This is a genomic window from Promicromonospora xylanilytica (assembly GCF_054782895.1).
Genome location: NZ_BAAGRP010000018.1, coordinates 39,063 through 60,585, shown reverse-complemented (window position 1 = coordinate 60,585; position 21,523 = coordinate 39,063). Strand labels below are relative to the sequence as shown.

General features: G+C 69.4%; 23 protein-coding genes and 1 pseudogene. 14 read left to right on the top strand and 10 right to left on the bottom strand.

The genetic code is table 11. The features are described from left to right. Positions 1–55: 55 nt before the first annotated feature. On the bottom strand, positions 56–1,390 hold the full coding sequence (glnA, locus tag ACYVK7_RS16010; RefSeq protein ID WP_460888715.1) for a type I glutamate--ammonia ligase: 1,335 nt from the start codon (positions 1,388–1,390) through the stop codon (positions 56–58). 104 nt (positions 1,391–1,494) lie between these two features. Here glnA and panB point away from each other — a divergent pair, with 104 nt between their 5' ends. Then, complete coding sequence (gene panB, locus ACYVK7_RS16005) at positions 1,495–2,325, top strand: 3-methyl-2-oxobutanoate hydroxymethyltransferase (protein ID WP_460888714.1); 831 nt, start codon at positions 1,495–1,497, stop codon at positions 2,323–2,325. Positions 2,326–2,402: 77 nt separating this feature from the next. Here panB and ACYVK7_RS16000 read toward each other — a convergent pair whose 3' ends face one another. Then, entirely contained in the window at positions 2,403–2,588 is a 186-nt protein-coding gene (locus ACYVK7_RS16000; protein ID WP_460888713.1) for an SPOR domain-containing protein, read from the bottom strand. A gap of 14 nt (positions 2,589–2,602) precedes the next feature. On the opposite strand from ACYVK7_RS16000, the gene ppgK reads away from it, so the two are divergent. After that, complete coding sequence (gene ppgK / locus ACYVK7_RS15995; RefSeq protein WP_460888712.1) at positions 2,603–3,349, top strand: polyphosphate--glucose phosphotransferase; 747 nt, start codon at positions 2,603–2,605, stop codon at positions 3,347–3,349. A gap of 48 nt (positions 3,350–3,397) precedes the next feature. On the opposite strand, the gene ACYVK7_RS15990 is transcribed toward ppgK, so the two are convergent. Both ACYVK7_RS15990 and ACYVK7_RS15985 read right to left on the bottom strand, forming a co-directional pair. Beyond that, positions 3,398–3,715, bottom strand: coding sequence for an STAS domain-containing protein (locus ACYVK7_RS15990; RefSeq protein WP_460888711.1), 318 nt, complete (start codon positions 3,713–3,715; stop codon positions 3,398–3,400). Between the two features lie 320 nt (positions 3,716–4,035). Then, positions 4,036–4,392, bottom strand: a complete 357-nt coding sequence (locus ACYVK7_RS15985; protein WP_460888710.1) for a DUF3467 domain-containing protein — start codon at positions 4,390–4,392, stop codon at positions 4,036–4,038. A 276-nt stretch (positions 4,393–4,668) separates the two neighbouring features. On the opposite strand from ACYVK7_RS15985, the gene ACYVK7_RS15980 reads away from it, so the two are divergent. Beyond that, positions 4,669–6,771: a HelD family protein gene (locus ACYVK7_RS15980; RefSeq protein ID WP_460888709.1), complete on the top strand. Its 2,103-nt coding sequence runs from the start codon at positions 4,669–4,671 to the stop codon at positions 6,769–6,771. Between the two features lie 142 nt (positions 6,772–6,913). Continuing rightward, positions 6,914–7,714 carry a helix-turn-helix domain-containing protein gene (locus ACYVK7_RS15975; protein ID WP_460888708.1) on the top strand — a complete coding sequence of 267 codons (801 nt, stop codon included), beginning with the start codon at positions 6,914–6,916 and terminating at the stop codon, positions 7,712–7,714. Between the two features lie 86 nt (positions 7,715–7,800). Here ACYVK7_RS15975 and ACYVK7_RS15970 read toward each other — a convergent pair whose 3' ends face one another. Beyond that, entirely contained in the window at positions 7,801–8,463 is a 663-nt protein-coding gene (locus ACYVK7_RS15970; RefSeq protein ID WP_460888707.1) for a histidine phosphatase family protein, read from the bottom strand. 105 nt (positions 8,464–8,568) lie between these two features. On the opposite strand from ACYVK7_RS15970, the gene ACYVK7_RS15965 reads away from it, so the two are divergent. Beyond that, positions 8,569–9,372 carry a C40 family peptidase gene (locus ACYVK7_RS15965; RefSeq protein ID WP_460888706.1) on the top strand — a complete coding sequence of 268 codons (804 nt, stop codon included), beginning with the start codon at positions 8,569–8,571 and terminating at the stop codon, positions 9,370–9,372. A 432-nt stretch (positions 9,373–9,804) separates the two neighbouring features. Continuing rightward, a complete protein-coding gene (locus ACYVK7_RS15960; protein WP_460888705.1) occupies positions 9,805–10,236 on the top strand; it encodes a roadblock/LC7 domain-containing protein in 432 nt (143 codons plus the stop codon). 394 nt (positions 10,237–10,630) lie between these two features. On the opposite strand, the pseudogene ACYVK7_RS15955 reads toward ACYVK7_RS15960, so the two are convergent. Both ACYVK7_RS15955 and ACYVK7_RS15950 read right to left on the bottom strand, forming a co-directional pair. Then, positions 10,631–11,182: pseudogene (locus ACYVK7_RS15955) on the bottom strand (pyridoxamine 5'-phosphate oxidase family protein); the annotation flags it as partial. A gap of 81 nt (positions 11,183–11,263) precedes the next feature. Continuing rightward, positions 11,264–11,668, bottom strand: a complete 405-nt coding sequence (locus ACYVK7_RS15950) for a pilus assembly protein CpaE (RefSeq protein WP_460888704.1) — start codon at positions 11,666–11,668, stop codon at positions 11,264–11,266. A gap of 36 nt (positions 11,669–11,704) precedes the next feature. Between ACYVK7_RS15950 and ACYVK7_RS15945 the strand changes: the two genes are divergently transcribed. The 4 genes from ACYVK7_RS15945 (at position 11,705) to ACYVK7_RS15930 (ending at position 15,191) form a co-directional block, all read left to right on the top strand. After that, positions 11,705–12,205 carry a dihydrofolate reductase family protein gene (locus ACYVK7_RS15945; protein ID WP_460888703.1) on the top strand — a complete coding sequence of 167 codons (501 nt, stop codon included), beginning with the start codon at positions 11,705–11,707 and terminating at the stop codon, positions 12,203–12,205. Between the two features lie 68 nt (positions 12,206–12,273). Next, positions 12,274–13,185 (top strand): TrmH family RNA methyltransferase, encoded by a 912-nt coding sequence (locus tag ACYVK7_RS15940; RefSeq protein WP_460888702.1) that lies wholly within the window; start codon positions 12,274–12,276, stop codon positions 13,183–13,185. A gap of 53 nt (positions 13,186–13,238) precedes the next feature. After that, positions 13,239–14,171 (top strand): MerR family transcriptional regulator, encoded by a 933-nt coding sequence (locus ACYVK7_RS15935; RefSeq protein ID WP_460888701.1) that lies wholly within the window; start codon positions 13,239–13,241, stop codon positions 14,169–14,171. Positions 14,172–14,216: 45 nt separating this feature from the next. After that, a complete protein-coding gene (locus ACYVK7_RS15930) occupies positions 14,217–15,191 on the top strand; it encodes a phosphotransferase (RefSeq protein WP_460888700.1) in 975 nt (324 codons plus the stop codon). Between the two features lie 35 nt (positions 15,192–15,226). On the opposite strand, the gene ACYVK7_RS15925 is transcribed toward ACYVK7_RS15930, so the two are convergent. Further along, entirely contained in the window at positions 15,227–16,462 is a 1,236-nt protein-coding gene (locus tag ACYVK7_RS15925; RefSeq protein WP_460888699.1) for a DUF1684 domain-containing protein, read from the bottom strand. Between the two features lie 108 nt (positions 16,463–16,570). Here ACYVK7_RS15925 and ACYVK7_RS15920 point away from each other — a divergent pair, with 108 nt between their 5' ends. Both ACYVK7_RS15920 and ACYVK7_RS15915 read left to right on the top strand, forming a co-directional pair. After that, positions 16,571–17,161, top strand: a complete 591-nt coding sequence (locus ACYVK7_RS15920) for a helix-turn-helix domain-containing protein (RefSeq protein ID WP_460888698.1) — start codon at positions 16,571–16,573, stop codon at positions 17,159–17,161. A gap of 242 nt (positions 17,162–17,403) precedes the next feature. Then, entirely contained in the window at positions 17,404–18,831 is a 1,428-nt protein-coding gene (locus ACYVK7_RS15915; protein WP_460888697.1) for an MDR family MFS transporter, read from the top strand. A 279-nt stretch (positions 18,832–19,110) separates the two neighbouring features. Here ACYVK7_RS15915 and ACYVK7_RS15910 read toward each other — a convergent pair whose 3' ends face one another. Further along, entirely contained in the window at positions 19,111–19,377 is a 267-nt protein-coding gene (locus ACYVK7_RS15910; RefSeq protein ID WP_460888696.1) for a hypothetical protein, read from the bottom strand. A gap of 201 nt (positions 19,378–19,578) precedes the next feature. Between ACYVK7_RS15910 and ACYVK7_RS15905 the strand changes: the two genes are divergently transcribed. Beyond that, positions 19,579–19,713, top strand: coding sequence for a hypothetical protein (locus ACYVK7_RS15905; protein ID WP_460888695.1), 135 nt, complete (start codon positions 19,579–19,581; stop codon positions 19,711–19,713). A gap of 69 nt (positions 19,714–19,782) precedes the next feature. Further along, positions 19,783–21,015 carry a cytochrome P450 family protein gene (locus ACYVK7_RS15900; RefSeq protein ID WP_460888694.1) on the top strand — a complete coding sequence of 411 codons (1,233 nt, stop codon included), beginning with the start codon at positions 19,783–19,785 and terminating at the stop codon, positions 21,013–21,015. Between the two features lie 194 nt (positions 21,016–21,209). Here the strand turns inward: ACYVK7_RS15900 and ACYVK7_RS15895 are convergent, their stop codons facing one another. Continuing rightward, complete coding sequence (locus ACYVK7_RS15895; protein WP_460888693.1) at positions 21,210–21,380, bottom strand: hypothetical protein; 171 nt, start codon at positions 21,378–21,380, stop codon at positions 21,210–21,212. Positions 21,381–21,523 lie beyond the last annotated feature (143 nt).

The window sequence follows — 21,523 nt, the reverse complement described above, 5'->3', positions numbered from 1 at the left end:
GTGACGTCGGCGGAGCCGGCCGGGACCCTGGGTCCCGGCCGGACCGCCCGCGGGATCAGAGCTGCAGGAACCGCTTGAGCTCGAACGGCGTCACCTGCGCGCTGTACGCCTCCCACTCCTCGCGCTTGTTGCGCAGGAAGTAGTCGAAGACGTGCTCGCCGAGGGTCTCGGCCACGAGCTCGGAGCGTTCCATGAGCTGGATGGCCTCGTCGAGGTCGCGTGGCAGGGGCGCGATCCCGAGGGCCCGGCGCTCGGCGGCGGTGAGCTCCCAGACGTCGTCCTCGGTGTGGTCGAGGAGGTCGTAGCCCTCCTCGATGCCCTTGAGTCCTGCGGCCAGCAGCACGGCGAACGCCAGGTACGGGTTCGCCGCCGAGTCCAGCGCGCGGTACTCGATGCGGGCCGAGTTGCCCTTGCCCGGCTTGTACATGGGCACCCGGACCAGCGCGGACCGGTTGTTGTGGCCCCAGCTCACGTAGCTGGGGGCCTCCTGCCCGCCCCAGAGCCGCTTGTAGCTGTTGACGTACTGGTTGGTGACCGCCGTGATCTCTCCCGCGTGCACCATGAGGCCCGCGATGAACTGGCGCGCCGTCTTGGACAGCTCGAACTGGGCGCCGGGCTCGTGGAACGCGTTGCGGTCGTCCTCGAAGAGCGACACGTGGGTGTGCATGCCGGAGCCGGGCTGGTCGGCGAGCGGCTTGGGCATGAAGGACGCGAACACGCCCTGCTCCAGCGCCACCTCCTTGACGACCGTGCGGAACGTCATGAGGTTGTCGGCGGTGGTCAGCGCGTCGGCGTACCGCAGGTCGATCTCGTTCTGTCCCGGACCGGCCTCGTGGTGGGAGAACTCGACGGAGATGCCCATCGACTCGAGCATCGTGATGGCCGCGCGGCGGAAGTCGTGCGTCGATCCCCTGGCGAGGTGGTCGAAGTACCCGCCCTGGTCGACGGGCTCGAGCGTCGAGTCGCCCTTCGCCATCTGGTTGAAGAGGTAGAACTCGACCTCTGGGTGCGTGTAGAAGGTGAACCCACGGTCGCTCGCCTTGGCGAGGGTGCGCTTGAGGACGTTGCGCGAGTCGGCGAGCGACGGCTCCCCGTCCGGGGTCAGGATGTCGCAGAACATGCGGCCCGTGCCGTGGCGCTCACCGCGCCAGGGCAGCACCTGGAAGGTGGTCGGGTCCGGCTTCGCGACCATGTCCGCCTCGAAGACCCGGGTGAGTCCCTCGATGGCGCTGCCGTCGAACCCGATGCCCTCGCTGAACGCCGACTCGAGCTCGGCGGGCGCAACGGCTACCGACTTCAGGACACCGAGCACGTCGGTGAACCAGAGCCGGATGAAGCGGATGTCGCGCTCCTCGACCGTGCGGAGCACGAACTCCTGCTGCCTGTCCATGGGCCCATCTTGCACCAACCCTGTTACAGGCGCGTGTACCGGGTGTGGACGACCGGTCGTAGGCTTTCCTGCGGCACCGAGGCCGCCCGAACCACAGGAGAACCATGTCCGCCCACACGTCACCCGTCCAGGGCCCCAAGAGGGTCCGCGTGCACCACCTGGCGGAGGCCAAGGCCCGTGGCGAGAAGCTGGCGATGCTCACCGCGTACGACGCCGTGACCGCCGCGATCTTCGACGCGGCCGGCATGGACATCCTGCTCGTGGGCGACTCCATCGGGAACGTCATGCACGGCCACGCGACCACGATCCCCGTGACGGTCGACGACATGATTCCCGCCGCGCGCGCCGTCGCCCGGGCCGCCAAGCGCGCCTTCGTGGTGATCGACCTGCCGTTCGGCTCCTACGAGGCCGGGCCGCAGCAGGCGCTGGAGACGGCCGTGCGGATCTTCAAGGAGACGGGCGCGGACGCCGTCAAGCTCGAGGGCGGGACCCGCTCGGCGCCGCAGATCCGTGCGCTGACCGACGCCGGCATCCCCGTCGTCGCGCACCTGGGGTACACGCCCCAGTCGGAGAACCTGCTGGGCGGGCCGCGCGTCCAGGGCCGGGGTGACACCGCCGTGGAGCGCCTGGACGCGGACGCACGCGCGGTCGAGGAGGCCGGCGCGGTCGCGGTCGTCCTGGAGATGGTGCCGACCGGCGTCGCCGCGCGGATCACCGAGGCCGCGCGGATCCCGACCATCGGCATCGGCGCCGGGCCGCACTGCGACGGCCAGGTGCTGGTGTGGACGGACATGGCGGGCATGACCGGCTGGTCCCCGCGCTTCGCCCGGCGCTACGCAGAGCTCGGCGCCGCGCTCCAGCAGGCCGCGCAGGACTACGTCGCCGAGGTCAAGGACTCCGCGTTCCCGGACGAGGAGCACTCGTTCGACAAGTAGTCAGACCCTGCCGCACGTGTCAGACGTACAGATCACTCGGGTGACTCACTCGGGTGACCTGCGTGTCTGACACGTGACTACTTGTTGCGCCACTCCTTGTCGTCCTGCTCCCAGGACTCGTTGCGCGCCTTCGCGCTCTCCAGGGCCTGCTGCGCCTCGGCGCGCGTGCCGTACGGCCCCATGAGGTGCGTCCAGGAGGAGCGGCGCCCCACCTCGACCTCACCCGTCTCGGTGTTGTACCAGTACTGCTCTTCGGTGCCCATGAGACGATCCTGACATGAATGACCTGGCGTTCGGCATCGACATCGGAGGTTCTGGGATCAAGGGGGCGCCCGTCGATCTCGTCGCGGGAGAGTACGCGGAGAAGCGCACTCGTATCCCGACCCCGGTCCCGTCCACCCCGCAGGCCGTGGCAGAGGTGGTCGCGGCGCTCGTTGGCGGCTACGACCTGCCTGACGACGTGCCCATCGGCGTCGCCTTCCCCGCACCGATGCAGCACGGTGTGGTGCGCTCGATGGCCAACCTCGACCAGTCCTGGACCGGCGTGGACCTGCCCGCGCTGGTGCGGCGCACGTCCGGCCGCCACGTCGTGGCCGTGAACGACGCCGACGCGGCGGGCGTCGGCGAGGTGCGCTACGGCGCTGCGCGGGACACCGAGGGCGTGGTGCTGGTGGCGACGCTGGGCACCGGGATCGGCTCGGCGCTCGTGGTCGACGGTGTCCTGGTGCCGAACACCGAGCTGGGGCACCTCGAGATCGACGGGCACGACGCCGAGTCGCGTGCGGCCGACTCCGCGCGCGAACGTGAGGACCTGTCCTGGGACGAGTGGGCCGAGCGGCTGCAGCGCTACTTCGGCGTGGTCGAGGACTTGCTCTCCCCCGACCTCATCGTCGTGGGTGGCGGCGTGAGCAAGCACCACGAGAAGTACCTGCCCAGCCTGCACCTGCGCGCGCCGATCGTCCCGGCGCAGCTGCGCAACGCGGCAGGCATCGTCGGCGCCGCGTCGCTGGCCGCCGGGCGCTGATCAGCCGCGCCCGGCCTCCGGGCCGGGCGTGGTCGCCGGCGGGACCGGTCAGGCCTCCCGGGCGACGGCGGGCTGCGCCGGCTGGGTGAAGAGCGCGTCGACACCGAGCATCTCGATGACGCTCCGGACCACCGGCGGCGGCTCCGGAAGGCTCACGGTCAGCCCGTCCTGCGTTCCGTAGGTGTACATCTGCATGAGGAACGCGACGCCGGTCGAGTCCATGAACGTCACCCTCGAGGTGTCGATCACGACCGCCTTGGCCCTCTCCAGGGCATTGGCAATCGCAGCACTCGACTCACCGCGCAGAGAGACGTCGATCTCTCCCCACATGCTCACGACGCTCGTCCGGGACTGTTCTTCGAACATGATCCCGCCCGTGCGCCCCCTGTTATCGAATTCCGTGTTGCTCACTTGCATCGCCCCTGTTCATTGCTCCCCGACATGGCCGCCGGAACGGGTCGCCCGACCCCCCGGGCAACTCTGGGAGATTGCAACGCCTTCGTCGCGATCACGGGAAGCCTACATCCGTGAAGATCGCAAGTGGAACAGCCTCTGAGACTTACATTTCGCCCACAGGACTGGTATAAGTTGGAGTTTCTCCGGTCAAACCGGCTCATTCCTCCCGGTCAGACCAGGGCAAATGGACTCCGAGTTGGACAATCGTCCAAGAAAAAGATTCACCGGATTCAATTCTCCGACGATCGATTCGGGCCATCAGGCCCCTCTGAGACCCCCGGATTACGCACGGTCGGTGCGCTTTCCTTCTCCCACGCGTCGAGCTGCATAGTGAGCGCCTTGGCGAGCTCGAACACCTGCTGCGGAGGAATGCGCACCCGGGACACCACCCGGCCCGGCACCGTGATCGACGTGACCTCTCCCGACTCGGGGTCGGAGACCGGGCTCGGCGGCTGCTTCACGGCGATGAAGTCCAGGATGAAAGACGTCGGCGTGTGCCACACGGAAGCGAAGTCGGCCGGCACGCCCGTCTCCATCTCGTCGGGCACGTCGATCTGGAACTCCTGGGGCAGCTCGTCGGACGACACGGGGGCTCCTCGATTGGCCGGGCGGTTCCACGACCGTACCGTGGGGCCGGTTGCCGCGACAGTGGAAACGGACTCCGAGGACATATGTGTCCTGAGTGGCCTGCCCGCGGCCGAAAAAGTGCCGCCCCGTCCGGCCGCTGAGCACTAGACTCGCCCGTCCGTTCCCACGAACCGCCGTGCCACCGTCACCGTCACCGTCACCGCAGAGCCACCCGCGGAGTCACCGCGGAGCCAACTGCGGACTCACCCGACACCCACACCCCTGGAGGGTTCCCCATGCCTGCCGACGTGTCCGAGCTCGACCAAGAGCGGGAGTTTCTCGCCGAGGCCCGGTCCCAGCTCGGCCGCATGCGGGAGCGGGTCGCGGCGCTGGACGGGCGCTACGCGGGCGACCGGGTCAGCGCCGAGGTGCTGGAGGCCACCCTCGCACGGCGGATGGAGCAGCTGACCGACGACCCCGAGATCCCACTCTTCTTCGGCCGCATCGACGTCGGCCGCAACGACACCGCGGAGGTAGGCGAGACCTTCCACATCGGCCGACGCCACGTCTCGGACCCCGACGGCGAGCCGATGGTCGTGGACTGGCGCGCCCCGGTGAGCACGCCGTTCTACCGCGCGACGCCCAAGGAGCCCATGGGGATCACGGCCCGACGCCGCTACGGCTTCGCCCGCGGCCACCTGACCGGGTTCGAGGACGAGCCCCTGGAGCACACCGACCTCACCGACGGCGACACCGCCCGCTCGGCGATCCTCGAGGCCGAGATCGAGCGCCCGCGCACCGGCCCGATGCGCGACATCGTCGCGACCATCCAGCCGGAGCAGGACGTCATCGTGCGCATGCCGCTCGAACGCACGCTGGTCGTGCAGGGTGCTCCCGGTACGGGCAAGACGGCCGTCGGGCTGCACCGCGCCGCCTACCTCCTGTACGCGCACCGGGAGCAGCTCACCCGTCGTGGCGTGCTCGTCGTCGGACCGAACAAGAGCTTTCTGCGGTACATCCGTGACGTGCTGCCGGCCCTCGGCGAGATCCATGCCACGCAGGCGACCATCGAGGAGCTGGTCGGCACCCACGCCCCGGTGCGCGCCACCGACCCGGCCGACGTGGCGACCCTCAAGGGAGACGGCCGGATGGCGGCCGTGCTGCGACGCGCCGTCTGGTCGCACGTCGGCACACCGCAGGACACGCTGGTGCTGCCGCGCGGCTCGTACCGCTGGCGCGTCCCCGCGTACGAGGCGCGCGAGGCCATCGATCAGATCAGGGCGCGGGACGTGCGCTACTCGCTGGGCGCGTCCCAGCTGCGGCACGCGCTCGCGCACCGCGTGCTCGTCCAGATCGAGGAGACCGGCGACGCGCTCGACGACAAGGCCTGGGACGTCCTGGCCCGGACCAGGCCCGTGCGCGACTACGCGGCGGCGGTGTGGCCGGCGGTCGAGCCGCGCAAGCTGCTCTTCCGCCTGTTCTCAGATCCGACGTTCCTCGCCGAGTGCGCCGCAGGAGTGCTCTCCGAGCCCGAACAGCTCCTCCTCGCCTGGGACCGGCCGCCCCGCACGGCCGGTTCGGCGCGCTGGACGACGGCGGACCTCGTGCTGCTCGACGAGCTGGCCGACCTCCTGGACCGGACGGAGTCGATGGCGCACATCGTCGTCGACGAGGCACAGGACCTGTCAGCGATGATGCTGCGCGCCCTCGGGCGGCGTGCCGCGACGGGCTCGCTCACCGTGCTCGGTGACCTCGCGCAGGCCACCACCCCGTGGGCGTCGAGGGACTGGGCGGACGTCCTGGACCACCTCGCCAAACCCGACGGGCACGTCGAGCAGCTGACGGCGGGCTTCCGCGTGCCCGCCGACGTCATCGAGCTCGCCGCCCGGCTCCTGCCCAGCATCGCGCCCGGGCTGGAGCCCCCGACCGCCGTCCGGCGCGCCCGCGGCCGGCTCACGATCACCTCGGCACCGCTCGACGACGTGCTGGCGGACGCCGTCCACCGGGAAGGCTCGGTCGGACTGATCGTGCCCGACGCCGCCGTGCCGCACCTCCGCGGCATGCTCGCGGCGGCCGGCCTCACCTTCGCGGTGGTCGGTGAGCGGGACGACACCCCGGATCTGACGGCCGAGGAGCTCGACACCGGGGAGCTCGATGCCTCGGAGTTCGATGCCTCGGAGTTCGACGCGCACCTCGACCTGGTGCCTGCATCGTTGGCGAAGGGCCTCGAGTTCGACCACGTGGTGCTGAACGACCCGGCGGGGATCGTGGCGGCCGAGCCCGACCACGCCACCGGCCTGCGCCGGCTCTACGTCTGCCTCACCCGCGCGGTGTCGTCCCTCGCCGTCCGGCACGACGACGATCTGCCGCCGGAGCTGGGTCTGGCCGCCTCCTCTTGAGGGACCGGATCGCGCGGTCGCCGTCGGCACGCTTGACTGTGTGCCAAGAACATGGTTTCCACTTCAGGTGTGCCGGCCACCCCGACCGGTACGCCGGCGGCCACGGGCTGACCGGCAGACCGGCCGACCGACAGGAACCGACGTGGCGTGGAGCACTCGGCAGATCGCGGAACTCGCGGGCACCACCGTCAACACCGTGCGGCACTACCACGAGTCCGGCCTGCTCGACGAGCCGGAGCGCAGGTCGAACGGCTACAAGCAGTACGGCGTGCCGCACCTCCTGCGGCTCCTGCAGATCCGACGGCTCCGCGACCTCGGCGTCCCCCTGGTCCAGATCGAGTCGATGGGGCGAGCCGACGAGAACCCGGTCGAGGCGTTCCGCGCGCTCGACGCGGAGCTGGCGGGGACCATCGAGCGGCTGCAGCGCGCGCGGAAGGAGCTCGCCCTGATCCTGCGGCACAGTGCGTCGGTCGACCTGCCCTCGGGCTTCGGCTCCGTGGCCCGGACGCTCCCGGAACGGGACAGGTCGCTGATCATGATCTATTCGCAGATCTACGACCAGTCGGCGCTGAGCGACCTCCGGCAGATCCTGGACGAGACGCCGCGCACCGACGCCGACCGCGAGTTCGACGACCTACCTGCCGACGCCGACAAGGCCACCCGGCGCCGCCTCGCCGAGCACTTCGCCCCGATCATCGCGCGGCTGCAGGAGGCCTACCCGTGGCTCAGCGACCCCGAGACCCGGTCCGTGAAGGCCTCGGGCACGGTCGAGACCACGATGATCGAGTCCCTGCGGGAGCTGTACAACCCTGCTCAGCTCGAGGTCCTGTACCGCGCCGACCTCATCATCCGGGGCAGGACGGACGAGCGGCTCGACGCCGACGACCTCGACGAACCTGACCAGCTGCACGGACCGGACGACGACGAACGGACGGAGCCATGACCGGACCGTGGCGAGCCTGATCGCGTCCACCCTCTTCATGACCACGTTCGTCGCCACGAACTGAGGCCCGCGGGCGGGGCCGGGCCTCAGTCCTCGACCGGCTCCCCCGTCGGGTCCTCGGCGGCCGGCGAGTCCAGCTCGGGTCCGCCGACCGGCCCGGCGGACCACGCGACGAGCCGCCAGCCGTCGTCCGGGTCACCGTCGATCTCCACCAGGCCCGTGTTGGCCAGCGCGGTCCGCTCGACGTGGTCGATGTCCACACCCGACACCCGGGCGCTCACCCAGGCGCGGATGGCAGCGCCGTGGGAGACCGCGACGACGTTGTCCTCGCCCCGCCCGGCGATGGCCGCGACGGCGGCGTCGTACCGGGCGAGAAAGGCGCGGCCATCCGGCCCGCCTGGCACGGCCCGGCCCACGTCGCCGCGCGCCCACGCGAAGGCGGTGCCGAGGTAGCGCTGGTGCGAGTCGTGGTCACCGGCCATCTCGAGCTCACCCGCCTCGATCTCCTGCAGTCCGTCCACGACGAAGGGCTCGATGCCACGCGCCCTGGCCAGCGGCGCGGCCGTGAACGATGTCCGGACCAGCGGTGACACCGCGATCGCGTCCACCTTGCGGTCACGGAGCGCCTCCGGGACGGCGGCGGCCTGACGGTCGCCGAGCGGGGTGAGCCCCGGGCCGGGGTGCGCGGTGTCGAGCAGCCCGCCGACGTTCGAGGGTGTCTGTCCGTGGCGAAGGAGCAGGAGTCTCATGGGCAGCATTCTCTCCGACCGGCCGAGCTGCCCGGCATCCGGTCTCTCGAGACGGTTCCGCCCACCGTGGCCGTTCCGTTACTCTTGGCTCGCCAGGAGCCTGATATGTCGTCTTCGATCGGAAAGGTCCCCGCTTTCATGGATCCCCAGTCCATCTCGGCCACGTCCCGACCTGTGCGTGGCCGTCACCGGGCAGCACGCGGCCCCGTCCTGACCCAGATCGCGCGAGCAGGCTCCGGACAGGCCGGCGCGATCACCGGTCGCGGTGCGGTCATCGCCGCGGCGGGCGGCGGCGTCCTGCTGTCGCTGATCGCTCCCCCCGCGCAGGCGGCCCCTCTCCCCGCGGTCAACACTGCGCTGGCCGGCAAGGCCGTCCAGGGCACGCTCAACACGGCCGACCTCAACGCCCTGACCACCCAGGCGCGCCAGAGCATGGCCACCGCGAACGTCGTCGCCGTCACTCCCAACGCGGAGCTGAAGGTCGAGAAGGCCGCGGTGTCGGTCGTCTCGGCCGCCGAGAACGAGGCGTACCAGGCGGAGCGTGCCGCCGAGGCCGAGGCCGAGGCCATCGCGCAGCGTGGTTCGGCAGTGGTGTCCATCGCCATGCGGTACCTCGGCGTCCCGTACGTCTGGGGCGGGACCACACCGGCGGGCTTCGACTGCTCCGGCTTCACGTCCTACGTCTACGCCCAGGTCGGCATCGACCTGCCGCGCACCTCGTCCGCGCAGCGCTACGCCGGAACCCCGGTGTCGTGGGCCGACGCGCAGCCCGGCGACATGATCTGGACCCCGGGACACATCGCGATCTACGCGGGCGACGGCATGCAGATCGAGGCTCCGGTCCCCGGCAAGAGCGTGCGGTACACCAGCATCTGGCAGTCCAACCCCACGTTCATCCGCGTCGGCTGAGCGACACCCGGCCACGGGCGTTCGACGCCCCGGCCTCGCACCGCCTGGCGCCGGGCGTTCGCCCGGGCGCCGGTTCCGGCCGCACCTCGCCATGTGTCGTGGCCCCTCGGAGCGCGTGATCAGTGCCGATCACGCGCTCCACACCCTGTGTCCGGCGCCCTGCCCCTCGTCTCCCGCGTCGATGCCGACCTGGCAGACACGGATTTCGGGATGAACGTGCGAGACTGCATCGTTTCCACCACCGCCCAGAGGGCTATCGTGGCCGCAGCGGCGGATCCCAAGCCGACGCCGCGACACCCCCGCCGACCCGTTGACCGGACGCGCCAGCATGCTGCACCGCGTCGCACGCATGTCCTTCGCCCCAGTTCCACAAGTTCAACCGGTCGCCTGACCGAACCCGTCCGCGGGAAGCAGGCGCCAGAGGAGCAAAGAGTGACCCTCAGTACCGAAGCAACGAATTTCGGGTGGCTGCTCGACAACTTCGTGCGCACCGTCCCGGGTAGCCGGCACACGCTCGTGGTCTCAGCAGACGGCCTGCTCATGGCGATGTCCGAGCGGCTGGACCGCACCAGCGGCGACCAGCTCGCCGCGATCGTCTCGGGCATGTCCAGCCTCACCCGTGGAGCTTCCCGGCAGCTCAACGGCGGCAACGTCCGGCAGACGATCATCGAGATGGACAAGGGGTTCCTGTTCCTGATGAGCGTCTCGAACGGGTCGGTGCTCGGCGTGGTCGCCGAGGGCAACTGCGACATCGGCCTCGTCGGCTACGAGATGGCGCTCCTGGTCTCCCGCACCGAGGGCACACTCACCCCGCAGCTCATCTCGGAGATGCGGGGCAGCCTGCCCGTCGACCGGCAGGTCTAGCTGCGACGTCCGGCGTGCCCGGGTTGCGGTTCGCGCGCCGAACCGCAACCTGCCCCGTCCGGGTTTCCGCTGCCCCTCGCCGAACCGCAACCTGTCCGTCCGGATGGCCGCTCGGCCTCGCCGAACCGCAACTTGTCCGTTCGGATGGCCGCCAGCCGAAGGTTGCGAGTCCATACGGGCCCCGACGCACGTGTTCCGTGCGGCTCGGCACCGTCGACGACCCACAACGTGCGGCTCGACGTCATCGCGCCGGGCGCTGCCTGCCTCAGCGCGAGCCGACGCCGTCCGACAGCTCCACGGCCTCGGGCTGCTCCGCCACTTCCGACAGCTCCACAGTCTCCGACAGCTCCACATCTTCCAGCAGATCAGCGTCGTCCAGCAGATCAGCGTCGTCCAGCGGGTCGACGTCGAACGCGGGCAGCCCGTCGATGCTCGTCCGGTTCTTGGTCCGCCGGAACTCCCGCTGCCCCGTCTCACCCTTGCGCTCGAAGTACGGCCCGATGATGTCCCGCTCCCCGTCGTACGACATCAGGGGCACTCCCCAACCGCAGCTGTCCGAGACGCGAGCGACGTCGACGACGATGACGGCGCGGGCACCCGGCACGTCGGTGAACCGGCTCGCCAGTGCGGCGTACCCGTCGTCGTACCGGGTCACGACGCGGCCGGTGCCGTGGAAGCGGACGATGTTCGGCGCACCCTCGAACGCGCAGAACATGATGGTGATCCGGCCGTTCTCCCGAAGGTGCGCGACGGTCTCGCTCCCGCTCCCTGTGCCGTCGAGCCACGCGAACGTGTGATCGTCGAGCACGGCGAAGGTGCCCGGAACCCCGCGCGGCGAGACGTTGACGTGCCCGTCCGCGCCGAGCGGCGCCGTCGCCACGAAGAACACATGCTGCCGTTCGACGAACTGGCGCAGCCGACCATCGATCCGCTCGTGCAGCTTCATGCCCGCATGCTGTCAGATCGTCGTCGCGGATCGTGCCCTGATCAGCACCTGGACGCGGTACGGGTCACCAGGCGGTACGGGTCAGCGGCTGAGGTCGATGAGGGCGAGCAGGGCCTGGCCGTACGCCTCGGCGGGCTCCGGCTCGGCGAAGACGTGCGTCCGCCCCAGCAGCTCGACCTCGACCTCGTAGCCGCCGTCGCCGCGGCGGAGCGCCCGGAAGCTCGAGCGCAGGAGGGCACGCAGCTGGTCCTCGCGCGGCAGCCAGAGCGCGTCCTCGATGGCTACCGAGTCCAGTGCCCACTCGGTGGTGCCGTTGAAGCCGAGGATCGTGCCCGTCGGGTACTCGTGCGCCTCGATGGTCATCGTGCTCACGGTGAAGACGTCACTCGTGAGCTCGGGCGCCTGGACCTGGAACTGGTCGCCGTCCGCCGGTGTCCAGACCAGGCCGGCGGCACGCAGCCTCGTCGCGAGCTCGGTGGAGATCATCGGCCTATTCTCCAGCACCGTGTCCGTGGCCGGCCGATGACCATGGGGGCGGAGCTGTCCGACTACTCGTTCAGCCTGACGGAGCGTGCCGACACCTTCCTGTACGGCCGCCGTGTCTGGGAGATGATGGCGGGCTTCTGGCCCGCGGCGGAGTCGATGTCGGACGATCCGCACGACCTCAGGTTCGCCCCGATCTGGCGCGCCGCACCCAAGGTCGTGTTCTCCCGCACCGTGACCGATCCCGGGCACGGCGCACGAGTCATCGACGGCTCGAACCTGGTCGAGGAGGTCACGGCACTCAAGGCCGCGCCGGGCAAGGACCTGCTGTTGACGGGCGGGGCGTCCCTGGCCGGACAGCTCACGGCCCACGGCCTCATCGACGAGCACCACGTGGTCGTGCACCCGGTCGTGCTCGGCGGAGGAAGGGCGCTCTTCCCCGAGCCCGCGGAACGCATGAATCTTGAGCTCGTCGAGTCACGGACGTTCGACTCCAGGAGCGTGCTCCTGCACTACCGCCCCGGCACCGCCGGCTCCTAGCGGCTCGGGCGGACGAGCCACGAAAAACGACTTGATCCTGACGTCGCGTCAAGGTGAACGCTGGACGCGTGACGACATCGGCCGGACCCGGGGAGCAGGACACCACCTCTCGTCATGGCGAGGGTGGTGCCCTGCGTGGTGGTGCCCTGCGTGGTGGTGCCCTGCATGGTCGTACCCTGCGTGGTGCCCTGATAGACCGCCGTGAGCACCCCCTCGCACGGCGCGTGGTCGACGTCCTGCGGTCCAGGAACCGGAACAGGAACCTCTTCGTGATCGACGACGAGGAGAACATCCTCCAGGCCGTTCGAGCAGGGGTACGGCTCGACAGCCTCTACCTCAGCGACACCGCGAGCGCAGCGGGTGCGAGGGCGGCCGCGCGACGTTCAGGGGCCCCGGTGCACACCCTGACCGGCCCGGTGAGCAGGGAGCTCTTCGGCGTGGAGAAGCGTTCCAGGGTGTTCGCGATCGCTCATGCCCCACGTCGCGCGACGCTGCCGGACCTGGACGGCCGGGGCGGCGACGTCGTCGTGCTCGACGGCGTCCGCCTCGCGGGAAACATCGGTGCGATCGTCCGGACCTCCTGTGCTCTGGGTGCAGCAGGGGTCGTCCTGCTCGGCAGCGGGCTGGACGACGTCCTCGACCGGAGGCTGGTCCGCGCCAGCCGCGGGCTCGTGTTCGCCCTTCCCGTCGTCCTCAGCACGCCGACCGAGCTTGAGCGGCACCTCGGTGACCAGCGGATCCCGCTGGTCACACTCGCCGCTGATGGTGCCGAGCACCTCGGGGACATCAGCCGCATCCGCGGCAGGGTCGCGCTGCTGATGGGCAGCGAGAGAGCGGGATCTTCTCGCGGGATGAGCGATCTGGCCACGCACCGGTTCGCGATCCCCATGACGCCACAGGTCGAGTCCCTCAACGTCTCGGTCGCGACGGCGCTGGCTCTCTGGGGACGGCGCGGGGCCCCGGAGTTGCACCTCTCGTAGCGGAATGTGGTCGTGTGGACCCACGTCCTGCCCCACCGAGGAAGGCTCCGCCCATGTACTCGTCCTTCATCCCGCCGCGCCAGGTCAAGATCGGTGACGCGGCGGCCTTCGCCGGCACGACACCGCGGGCGATCCGTCATTACCACGAGATCGGCCTGCTCCCTGAGCCCGAGCGGGGCAGCGACGACCGCCGTCGCTACGGCTACGAGGACATGATCCGGCTGCTGTGGATCCGCAGGATGGCCGACGCCGGGATCGCCCTGGACGACATCCGTGACGCCTTCGCCGACACCGCTTCCGCCGGTGCCGGCGACGACGGCAGCGACGGCGACGCCGACGGCGACATAGCGGGCATCCTGGAACGGGTGGAGGAAACCCTCGTCGCCCAGGAAGCAGAGCTGCGGCGACAGCGGACCGCAGTGCAGCGCATGCGCACCGAGGGCAGCAGGATGGGCTTGCTCTCCGACTTCGTCACCAGCCGCCTCAAGAGCCTGCCCGATGGCTCCCTACGCCAGGCAGACCTGGACAACCTGCTGGTCATCGAGCGGATCTTCGGCCCGCTCGGTGCGGCCGTCAACGCCTCTCGCTACATCGCCCTGGCCACCCACCCGGAGCTGCGGGAGGAGTCCGACCGGGTTGATGCCGCCGAGGAGGCACTCGATGACACGGTCGCTGTCGATGACCCCCGCGTGGCCCAGGTGGCTGCCCAACGGCACGCCTTCGAGAAGGCGTTCGAAGCAGTCATCGAGGAATCCGGTCTGGCACAGGAGGACGATGCGCTCTTCGACTCCTGGGACGCCTTGCACCCCGTTACCGGTGATGAGGGTGCGGACGAGGCCGGCCGAAGCTCCGGTAGGGAGCAAAGAACAATGAGCGCATTCGAGGCCACCGGAAAGATGCCCTACGACTTCTCCCCCGCCCGCCTGCGCTGCATACAGCTGGCCGGAGAGCTCGCGGCTCACGAGTACGCACGCGCCCGGCCGTAGGGTGTTGAACATGTCCTGCGCTCCCGCCGTTGCGGCCACCAGCCGATGAACCAGGGCACCCGTCCCGAAGAACTGCCGACTGAAGAGCTGCCTACCGAGGTCCTGGACGACGTGGCCCGTGTGGTCGGGGCAGAGGTCACTCTTCTCCGTCGCCTACCCGGAGGCGTCAACGGGGGTGCCGTACGCGTCCAGCTGGCCGGAGGTGCCGAGGCAGTGCTCAAAGCAGAGCCCCGGGCACACCCGAACCACCTGGACGAGACGTTGCGCGCCCAGAGAGTGGTCGAGCACATGCGTGGGCGCGGCTACCCCACCCCGGCCTGGCTCGCGGTGGGGGCCACAGCCACCCATGTCTGGCATCTGACGGACTTCGTCGACGCGGCCCCCACGCCGGAGCTGACCGCGTCGCTCATCGAGCAGCTGATGGAGATCATCGAGCTCCAGGCCGACCAGGCCACCGAGCGCTACGACCACTGGTCGTACGCCTGGCGGGTCGCCACCGGTCAGGAACTGGCTGTCACCGGACCGGACCTCGACGAGACGCCGGAGCAGTCGCGTCTTCGCCGGTCCATAGCCAGGCTCTCGGGCCATTCCTCCGTTGTGTCGAACTCCGTGGTGTCGGATCTGGTCGAGCGCCTGCGGCTCGTGTCCGCCGACGTCCCACCACCACGAGCGGCACCCGACATGGTCCACGCCGACCTCGCGACTCCCACCAACGTCCTGGTCCGTGACGGGGCGATCGTGGCGGTCGTGGACATCGGGAACGCGGGGAGCGGCACGCGGGCGATCGATCTCACCGCCCTCGCGTGGTACTCGTTCCGGGACCCGCTGCTGGACGGTGTCCGAGCGCGGCTGTGGAGGAGGATCCTCGACCTGGTCGGCTGGGAGGGGGCGGCGATGCTCGCAGCGGCGCACATCTTGCACATGATCGAGATCCCTGTCCGTCAAGGGCACCACGACGCCGTTCCAGGGGTGGTCGAGCGCGGACATCGTGCCCTCGACGAGCTGGACGCGCTTCGCTAGTCGGAGCCAGGTGCCGAAGATCCCCCAGCGTCGGATCAGCTGTCGTCGCTCACGTTGCCTTCGTCGGGCGGCGTCATGTTCGCGTACTCCTCGATCCGGTCGATGAGGCCGTCCTTGAAACCGAAGTACATCGCCACGGGCAGCTCTGTGCCGGACCCGTCGGGCATGTTGATGTGCAGCACGTGCTGCTGGAGCACCTCGTCGGGCTTCTGGAACTGACGGGTGATCTCGTACTGCAACGCGACGACACCCCCGCCCGACATCTGCTCGAGCTGCTCGAGGTTCTCCTCGATCGTCTGCTCGCCCTTGCCGTCGTTGTGCCAGACGGTGGCTGTGTCCGCGCACATCGCACGCATGCTTGCGAAGTCGAACTTCTCCAGGTGTCGCAGGTACTGGACTGCCTTCTCCGTCAGCTCGGGTTCCATGGTTCCGTCCTGTCCTTTCTTGTCGGGCTCTGTCTCCGTGCTCCTGTTTCTCTCGTCGAGGACGGGCGCACGTTCTCCGGCGTCGACGACGACCGGAAGATGGTTCGCTTGGGGCGGGATCGGGCAGGGAAACGCCGTGGAGAACACGTGGTGGGGCAGGATCACCTGGTTGAAGTCGACCCGGAGGGTGCTGCCCTCGTCCGGGGGGAGGATCAGCCATCGACCGATCTCGGGGGTGTCGGTGCCGCTGCTGGGATCGGTGAAGACCGCCAGCCGCAGGCCGGGGACGGACTCCAGCACCACCAGGGTGTGCTCCTGGCCGCCGATCTCGACGACCAGGTCGCCCGGAGCGGAGACCGTCTCCTTGCTCCGCGGGCTGGTCAGTCGCCCTACTTCGACGGTACGGCCGGGCACCGCCCGGTACTCGGCGTCGACGACCCAGCTCGGATCGTAGGGATAACTCGCGATCTCGCGCAGCCCAGTGAGAACCGGGGCAGCAGGGTCCCAGACGACCATGCCGTAGGTTCCGCCCCGTCCCTGGACGAAACACACCCGCCCGTCAGCGAGCTCCACCTGGGTGCCGGACTCCACGTCCACCGCACCGGTCACCGGCCGCCCGCCGATCGACACGCCGTCCGCAGCGGTGACGGTGAGGGTCAGGACCCCCGATGCACTCACCTCCCATCGACCAGGCAGGCCAGGCACCCCCGGTTCGAGATGCGAGACCATGCCCAGCTGGACGGTGCCCGCCTTGCCGCCCGGGCCGGCGACCTCCTCCCAACGGTTCTTCCGCCAGGTCGCATACTCCACCGGCGCACCCGTGTGGCCAGAGTCCTCGGTAGACATAGATCCTCCTGTTCCTGTTGACGCCCGGAACGAGCGCCTTCAGGTGCCACCCTGCGAGGGCGCAACAGGATCTTGCAAACATTGTTGCCGTTCTGGCAAACTCCAGCCATGAACGATGAGCAAGGCGGGGGCCTGGACGCCGTCGGGCCCCGGCTGCGAAACCTCCGCCATGAACGTGAGACGACGCTGGCCGAGCTGTCGGCCGCTACCGGCATCTCCATCAGCACGCTGTCCCGGCTGGAGTCCGGCTCCCGGCGGCCGACCCTGGAACAGTTGCTACCACTGGCGAGAGCCCACGGCGTCACGCTCGACGAGCTGGTCGACGCCCCCGCCACCGGTGATCCGCGTATTCACCTACGCCCGATCAGCTGCAAAGGGGGCATGACGGTCCTGCCGTTGACCCGGCGCCCCGGCGGCATCCAGGCCTACAAGTTCATCATTCCTGGAGCCCGCCCCTCGGATCAGCCCGCCCCCAAGACCCACGAGGGGTACGAATGGGCCTACGTCCTCAACGGACAGCTACGGCTCGTGCTCGGTGAACACGACCTGGTCCTCTCGCCCGGCGAAGCCGCCGAGTTCGACACCCGCACACCACACTGGTTCGGCGCCGCAACCAATCAGTCCGTGGAGTACCTCTGCCTCATCGGACGACAGGGCGAGCGCGCACACATCCGCGCCCGCACCACCTCGAAGAAATGAACTAGGTCGCCAGCCGGGCAACCTGCGAGATTTGCCGGACTGGCAAAGATCTTTGACGATCTCGCAGGTGCAGCGCCAGCCTTGTCCGTCAGAAGCAGGTCGCGTGCAACGTCGCTCTCGATCTCGTCCCATGCGCTGTACGAGAGGGCAGGCCCATGAGTGCCACGACTGACACATCCGACCACCTGAGCGATCCACCGACCACCGCGGCCACATCCGACGGCGCATCGAGTGACACCCCCGTGCCGTCACGCACCGACAAGCTCGCCCCAGGCCATCTCCGCGTCATCGCGCTGCTCATGGCGAGCGCGTTCACCGTGATCCTCAACGAGACCACGATGTCCGTGGCGCTGCCGCCGATCATGGCCGACCTGGGCGTGACCGCCACGACGGGCCAGTGGCTCACCACAGCGTTCATGCTGACCATGGCCGTGGTCATCCCCGCGACGGGCTTCCTCATCAACCGCCTCGGCACGCGCGGTGCCTACCTGCTGGCGATGGCGCTGTTCACTGCCGGCACCGCGCTGGCGATGATCGCACCAGGCTTCGCGTTCCTCGTCACCGGACGTGTGGTGCAGGCGACGGGTACGGCCATCATGACGCCACTGCTCATGACCACCATCATGACCATCGTCCCGCCGCACACGCGCGGCCGGATCATGGGCAACGTGACGCTGGTCATCGCTCTGGCGCCGGCCCTCGGCCCGACGCTGTCGGGTGCAGTCGTCGACCCCCTGGGCTGGCGCGGCGTGTTCGGCGTCGTCCTGCCGATCTCGGCGCTCGCCCTGGTCGCCGGCATCCTGTGGGTCCGCGACGTGTCCGACAAGGACGCGCACCACCTCGACCCGCTGTCACTGCTGCTCGCACTGGTCGCGTTCGGTGGTGTCGTCTGGGGCCTTTCCGGCCTGGGCGAGGCGGCGCAGCACGCCACGGCCGTCAACCCGTGGATCCCGCTCGGTATGGGCCTCGCGGTGCTCGGCCTGTTCATCTGGCGGCAGATCGCACGGCAGCGCACCGACTCCGCACTGCTCGACCTGCGCACGTTCCTCGAGCCGAACTTCCGCGTCGCCGTCATCATCATGGCCGTCGCGATGATGGCGATGTTCGGCACCATGATCGTGCTGCCGCTGGTCCTGCAGGACGCCCTCGGCATGGCGCCGCTGACCGTCGGCCTGCTCATGCTGCCGGGAGGCGTCGCGATGGGTGTGCTCGGCCCGGTCGTCGGACGCTGGTACGACAGGTTCGGCCCCCGGCCGATCATGATCCCCGCCACCGTGGTGGTCACGGTGGCGAGCGGGGCGTTCGCGTTCATCTCACCGACGACGTCGATCTTCTACGTCCTCGGCGCGCACATCCTGCTCATGGTCGGCCTCGCCTCCGTGTTCACGCCACTGTTCAGCGCCGCGCTCGGGGTGCTCAAGCCGCACCAGTACTCGCACGGTTCGGCCACCCTCAACACGGTGCAGCAGGTCGCGGGTGCCGCCGGTACCGCGCTCTTCATCGCGATCATGACCATCCGGGCGGCATCCCTGGAGGACGGCGGGTCGTCCGGCGCGGCGGCGATGGCCGAGGGCGCCGGTCTGGCGTTCGGGATCGGTGCCGGTGTCATGGCACTGACCATCGGGCTCGCCACGATGATCAAGCGCCCGGAGAGTGACGGCGCAGCCTGAATGCGCTGGTCAGAGCGTTAAAAGCGGACGAGCCGGTCTGTACGCCGGGTTCTCCCGGATGGTGTGCTGGTATGTCTCGCGGTGTCCGACAAGCTGGTTGGGCACCGCGAGATCGTTGGAACTTCGCTGTTCTGCCGGGTCCGGGGCGCGTTGGTGGAGGTGGCGTCGGATGGCCTCAGACGGCGGTCATGTGTACCCGATGTGTACCGAGCGGCTCTTCTATCGGACCGCGTGCAGGCTCGCCGCCGTCCGAGTGGGAACGGCCTTGTGCTTGGCTCTTCACTTCCGATAGAAGACCTCGTCGTCCTCGCTCGGTACGAGCGGCGCGAACTGCCGAAGCTCGGCGCCGCGGATCATCCACAGCCGGAAGAAGCCCTCTTCCTGGTCCATCACGAACAGTTGCGCCGCGTTCGGCTCGCGCCACGGCCTCTCGAAGAATCGCTGCCGGAGAGCATCGAGGTCAGCATGGTTCAGCGCACCCGCCCACACCTCGCACTCGGGCGCCTTCCACCCGCCCCATTGGTTGTCCTTCGCGCTGGTGAGCAACCTCAGGTACCCCACTCCGCCACGCTCAGGACTCGACCGGAGGGGAGCCTCCGTCCGCAGCCACTCGCTCAGCGCCTCCGCGTTCTCGGTGTCGTCATGTCGACCGAGATCATGACGTTCGCCTCCCAGCTCATAGCGATCGTTCTACCGGAGCGGACAGCAGGTCACCACAGTGTGGGGTCGAGCTGGCCCTGAGCGGTCATGAGCAGAGCGTGGGTCTCGCGAGAGGCGTTCCGGGTGCTGGCGTTCGCGACGGCGATGAGCCCGGACCTGGCCGCCGTGGGGAAGAGCGCCGCGTGTTTCGTGTTCTCTGCTGCCCGTGATAGAAACGCCTGATCGGGCGTCTACGCAGGTCGCCCCTGATTTCGATGGATAATTTAGATGAATGTCGACGGGTGGAGGGGCATGCCTGACCTGGAACCGCAGCGGAGCGGGGGCCGGGTCGCGCTGGTGGACCTGACCGGTGCAGAGGACATGACTGCGGCACTGCGCAAGCTGCAGGACCAGTGGGGGGCGGTGGCCCCCGTGGACCTGGAGCCAGGCGTACCGGGCTGGCTCGTGCTGGGGCACGCCGAGGTCATGGAGGTGATGCGCACCGAGAGCGTCTTCGCCCGGAACCCACGGCACTGGAGAGAGCAGCTACCACCGCAGTCGACCCTGCACGCCATCCTGTCCCCGACCGGACGGCGGAACCTGTACTTCTCGGACGGCGCGGAGCACCGGCGGCTGCGGCTCCCGGTGGACGAGGCGTTCGCCGACATGGACGAGGTCCGGACGGCAGCGCTCGTGCGCGTCGTCTGCGCCCGGCTCATCGACTCGTTCGCCGCCAAGGGCAGTGCGGACCTGATGGGCGAGTATGCGGCGGCGGTGTCGTTCCTGGCGGTGTCGGGCATGTTCGGGTTCGACGAGCGGCAGGGGCTCGACCTGTTGCGCTGCGCGAGCGAGATCTTCGGGCACGGCGGCGATCCCGTGTCAGCCCTGGTCCGGATGGACCAGATCGTGATGGACCACGTCATCGCGACCCGGGCGGAGCCAGGCCCGAACCTGACCGCCAGCTTCATCAAGCACCCGAGTTTCGAGGACGACACGGAGATCGTGCACTCCATGGTCGTGGCGATCTGCGCGGCCAACGAGATGCTCATCACCTGGATCGCGGCCACGCTGCGCCGCATGCTCACCGACCCCCGGTACACCGGCCGCGTCACCGGCGTGCGCCGCGGCCTGGACGACGCGATGGACGAGACGCTGTGGAGCGAGCCGCCCGTGGCGAACCTGCCGGCCCGGTACGCCGTGACCGACTGCACCCTCGGCACGGCGCGGATCCGCGCCGGCGACGCGATAGTGATGGGCGTGGCCGCCGCGAACAACGACCCGCGGGTACGCACCGCGGACGACCTCTTCGAGGCGAACAACCGGTCGCACCTGTCCTTCGGCGTCGGGCCGCACGCGTGCCCCGCCAAGCGCCCCGGGCGGCTCGTGGTCAAGATCGCGGTGGAGAGCCTGATGGAGCGGCTCGACCTGAGGCTCACCGACCCGGTGGTGAAGTGGGCGCCATCGCCGTGGTCGCGCTACCCGTCCACGCTGCCGGTGACGTTCACTCCCGAGCGCCAGGCCGCCCGCACGCCTGCCCGCGTCTGACCTGCCCCTGGAGCGTCAGACGGCATCGACGTGCGCCTTGCCGTTCACGCAAGTCTTCGTGCGCCATGCCCGCGCGGGGTTCGCCGTCGGGGACCTGCATCTTGAGCATGAACTCGAGGTTCCAGCGTGCCTCGTCGAGGATGTTGGCGACTCGATCTACCGATGCTCGGGACGAGCACCAGCGGCTGGGGGACTCAGGCCGTGCTGGCGAGGGTCTCCGGGTGCACCGGCGTACGGAACGTCCCGGTGCGCACCCAGGACTCGACCTCGTCCACCGCAGCCTCCCCGAGGCGTCGCACCTCCCCGCCGACCGACCCGGCAATGACGGTGTCGTTCGTGACGAACCGACAGGGGGTCTTCGACACCGGGGTCGGCGTGGCAGGCGGTTGCCGAGGCTGCCAGGTTGCGCCAACGGCGCACAAGACTACCCGCACCGCCACATGGCTGTCTCTTAGTCATTTCTTTACGCACTGGTCACACGGCTGCCTGGTATGCACGTTATGTTCAA